This is a genomic window from Salmonella sp. 741265073_HBA (genome assembly GCF_046569105.1).
In the GTDB taxonomy this organism is placed as follows: Bacteria; Pseudomonadota; Gammaproteobacteria; order Enterobacterales; family Enterobacteriaceae; genus Salmonella; species Salmonella enterica.
In genome coordinates, this window is record NZ_JBKFRY010000032.1 from 1 (window position 1) to 4,048 (window position 4,048).

Sequence of the window (4,048 nt, forward strand, 5' to 3'; positions counted from 1 at the left end):
TAAATATTAAAAAGTAAATATCACATAATAACCATTATCACTACATGAGAGGTGAATATGATGAAACCTATTTCTGCCGCGATCCTCAATATTAGAGGGGCAGCCCCCGGCACTGCCACCATCGGAAATGGCGCAACTAACCTAGCCAAAGATATTGTTAGGGTAGTTAATATTGCTTATAATATTTCAAAGGTTGAGCAAAAAAGTGGTTTCTTGTTAGTAACGGGAGAGAAAGGCTTCAACAAATCGGATTGCATGCATATGCTGGGACAACAAATATCCAGAGTTTTTTCTGGGAAGCACTTATATCCTGGTGCTTTTATAAATAAAGACGCAGCGTCCGAATTTGAAAAAACAATCAGTACTCATTATAAAACTCTTTCGGGTCACATTGATCTGCAACAATACACTAATGACGTAAATTGCGGAACAGCTTTAGGTATTGTTGCACGGCAGCAAAAAAACTTCATACTAAATGAGATCACATTAAGTGCGTTTAAAAAGGTCTATATTACCCGGAGTATTCCGATCTGTCTTATTGTGAACCTCCCAGAGACTAATGCCGCAACTGAACACACACTCGCCAGATACTTTAAGCTGGACCATTCCCGGATGCCGCCGCGCACCGCTTCTATAAATACCGCAACATCCTGATCGCGCCATACTCCAAACTGGCACCAGCCGCCACTGTCAGTCTTAATGACCCTGGCCCAAATTCCGTACAGTGCTAAAACTTCTCCCAGTAGTCGTATGTTCTTTTACGGTTAACGCTTCTGTTTTTTTCTTCTTCTCCAGTACCATCTGGCGACAAGGATCGAGTCCCTCAGTTAACCATGATCTAAAGTACTGACGGCGTTCCCTGGCATGAGATAGTGATATGGTTGGATAATCGCCAATCGTCAGTTGAGCAGCTTTCCCGTTCCATCTGTATCGGTAAAAGAATGTTATACTGCCGGATGTAGAGAGTCTGACATTTAGACCATGAGCGTCTGAGATGACCTTGATTTGGTCTCTTTTTTTGCCAGGAGCCTATCTTAATTTTGTATCGGCAAGCAATGTGTACACTCCATGAAAGGATATACACGTCAGTGTACACATTTTGCATAAATTGATAACCTCAAAGTACACAAAATTAAAACACCAACGCTCGATAACGAATTGATAATGTTTGAAAATTTCAAAAGACATAAAGCATGGTAAACAAAAATAAAACGAGTAAATATGCCTTACGATAGTAGCTACACAAATAATAAAAAAATAACATTAAATCAAAAGGTTATTATTTTATTTTTGTGGTGAGTTTGTTTTTTAGCACACAAATATATACACATTGTTTTCTACTTTCTCCGGCAGGCATCAGAATGCCTCCGGGAAACCCCGGCCTCCAGGCCGGGGAGCAGTCAACAGCGCTTACGGGTTTCACTTCGTGATGCCTGCAGGAAACTTTCTGTTTAACGCCCCTCGCCAGGACTGTTAAACAGGTTCATACTGAACGCCAGATTTTCGGCATTCCATTCTCCACCATCCACAGGGGATGCCATGAACTTACTAAATGTGGTAAACCCGGTCACATCCGCCCTTCGCTCGGTGATAGTCTCCACCGGCAGCTGTGTTGTGCCTTCGGTTATCTGATAACGCAGCCGGTTTTCCGGCGCTATAGAGTCCCGATAAACTACATTCAGCGCCACGCCCAGTATCGCCTTCCCTGTACTATCCGGCAGCTCAAACGTCACGCTGGCCGGTTGCGCCACCGGCTTCACCGCCAGCACCCCCATATCATTATTTGGGTCCAGCGTGTTCAGTGCAGTGACAATATCCTCACCGTGAGTATTGCTGTGCCGGTCCCCCTCGTAAGAGGCTACTTTAAATGGCTCCAGCGTAAGATTACCCAGCAGATGCGGCGTTACCGTGTGGTCGCTGTTATAATCCAGTTGAGCAATATAAATATCTCCGACCATAAAGCTGAAACCATCCTCTTTCACCGGGCTGAATACTGACCCGACCGTCAGTGCAAGAGGGTATTCACCGTGACTGCCAGCCATCGTCAGAGTAAGGTTTTCCACAGGCTGGCGGCTGACATACACCTGTACAGTTGCATTTACCCCCTGACTGTCCGTGCTTATTACCAGCTCATAGTACGCGCTGGTTTCCTCCGTTGCTGTTCTGACACTATTCACCCTTGTGGGCGCAGTCCCATTTCTTGGTATCGATAACATAGTAGTGTTCACCTGCGAGAGTACTACCGGCTTCTGACTCATGCGGAAACCTACCTGTATGGCCCGCGCCTTCAGATCCAGCATTCGGGGGAGCAGTTCCAGCGTGAATGTTGCTGCAGACATGTTTTTCTCTGTCTGCGCCTGCAGGCCATAAAATGTATTGCCCTGCACCATCATACTGCCTGTCCGGATAACCGACTTTCCTGGCACAATGTCCCTGAAAGCGGTAATGCCGCACCTTTTCAGGGCCTCCACCGGCTCCCCGGTAATCTCACCTGGCGTTATCTGTTTAAATCCGACCAGCGTTCTGATGTCCAGTACTGTCAGGGGATTAACTGTATTCGTCAACTCACACCTCTTTTGTCACTAAAAGAAAACCGTGGAGACTTTTCACCGGTTTAACCAGTGTGTCCCCACCACTCAGGACCGCTCCACCGACAGTCCTGACGGGCACGTTTAGCATAAGCCCTCTGCTGACAGCCTCTCCCCGCAGAGACCTGACCACCACTGATAATCCTGTGTTCTGCATCACCGAGCTATACACCTGCCTGACGGAAATGAAGGTATCAGGGGTATACCGGTTACCGCTGAGCAGTAACATAAACATACTGACCTCCTTACGTGATTCGCCTTGACATCCTCCACGTCCTTTAGGACGTGGAGGATGTTAAACTGCCATTGCCATAGTGCCTGTCAGTGTTTCTCCATCCCAGAGCACTGTGATGACAGTTCGGGATGCGGACAACTGCGGGGTATCATTCTGCGACCAGTTAAGATTCTCCGGCCAGGTGATGGTCCCCCCCTGCCCCCGGAAAACCAGCGCCAGCACCATCGCCCGCCCTTCAGGTAAACGGGTAAACGTCACCGTGTTATCCTGTGTGCCGTCCAGGATGAATAACTGGTGTGACAGTGCATCGACCATGCCGGCTGAGGAGGACACGGCTACATCAAAAGCCCCCTGGCGCACCCACACTTTATTGCGCCGCACATAACATATACTGTCTTCAGGCGCTTCCGTTACCGTTATTGAGGCAGCGGCCTCCTGCGCAGCAACTTTGGCTGCATCAGCCTTCGTGGCTGAGTCAACAGCGTCTGCTGCACTTTCTGCCGATGCTTTTTCTGACATGGCGGCAGCCTGCTCACTTTTCCGCGCGGCAACCGCATTATTCTCAGACCTGCGACTGGCCTCAACTGCGCTCTCTTTTGCCGCTTCAGTCTGCGTAGCTGTAGCTGCAGCAGCTGCAGCACTTTCCGCTGATACCTTTTCTGACATAGCGGCAGCCTGCTCACTTTTCCGCGCGGCAGTGGCACTGCCTGAAGCACTGTCTTCTGCCTCTCTGGCTTTATCAGCACTTTCTCTGGCCTGCGATGCCAGCTCCTGAAACAGCTTCATAGCCTCGCTGGTCAGGTCTTCATCCTTCACCGCACGCAAGTAATCATTCAGTGCCCCGTCCGGTGAGTCAGGCCGGACCTCAATGTTCCCGACCAGAGCTGGTGGAAAGCCTTCCACCGCCAGCGTCACGGCATAGTCTCCGGGCTGTGCATCAATACGATATTTTCCGGCTTCCGTACCAATATCTGCAGTGACAGTCGCAATCACCGCACTGGTTGTGTTCAGCGCCCGCAAACGAATGGTACAGCCCGGTACAGGCTGACCAGCACCATCAATAAGAGTGCCTGATATAACTGGCATATCACCTCCATAAAAAAGCCCGCAGGCAGGCTTCCCATTTATCAGAATGCCTCCGGGGAGCAGTCATATTTGTTCCTGTTAAACGAAAGGGACCGGAAATCCGGTCAGTTTGTGAAGTTGTTCCCCGACCGGGAAACCA

The 4,048-nt window shown here is 49.2% G+C and carries 4 protein-coding genes and 1 pseudogene; 1 reads left to right on the forward strand and 4 read right to left on the reverse strand.

What is annotated here, in order from left to right; translation table 11 throughout:
• Nucleotides 1–57 precede the first annotated feature (57 nt).
• Entirely contained in the window at nt 58–654 is a 597-nt protein-coding gene (locus tag ACLD3P_RS21800; protein ID WP_411006747.1) for a hypothetical protein, read from the forward strand.
• 76 nt (nt 655–730) lie between these two features.
• On the opposite strand, the pseudogene ACLD3P_RS21805 reads toward ACLD3P_RS21800, so the two are convergent.
• The 4 genes and pseudogenes from ACLD3P_RS21805 to ACLD3P_RS21820 all read right to left on the reverse strand — a co-directional run.
• Nucleotides 731–1,005 (reverse strand): annotated as a pseudogene (locus ACLD3P_RS21805) (Arm DNA-binding domain-containing protein); the annotation flags it as partial.
• Nucleotides 1,006–1,451: 446 nt separating this feature from the next.
• The gene (locus tag ACLD3P_RS21810) at nt 1,452–2,564 is read right to left on the reverse strand and encodes a hypothetical protein (protein WP_134944858.1); all 1,113 of its coding nucleotides are present in this window, start codon (nt 2,562–2,564) and stop codon (nt 1,452–1,454) included.
• A 1-nt stretch (nt 2,565) separates the two neighbouring features.
• Nucleotides 2,566–2,823 carry a hypothetical protein gene (locus tag ACLD3P_RS21815; RefSeq protein WP_411006748.1) on the reverse strand — a complete coding sequence of 86 codons (258 nt, stop codon included), beginning with the start codon at nt 2,821–2,823 and terminating at the stop codon, nt 2,566–2,568.
• Between the two features lie 60 nt (nt 2,824–2,883).
• On the reverse strand, nt 2,884–3,909 hold the full coding sequence (locus ACLD3P_RS21820; protein ID WP_411006749.1) for a prophage tail fiber N-terminal domain-containing protein: 1,026 nt from the start codon (nt 3,907–3,909) through the stop codon (nt 2,884–2,886).
• Between the last annotated feature and the right edge of the window lie 139 nt (nt 3,910–4,048).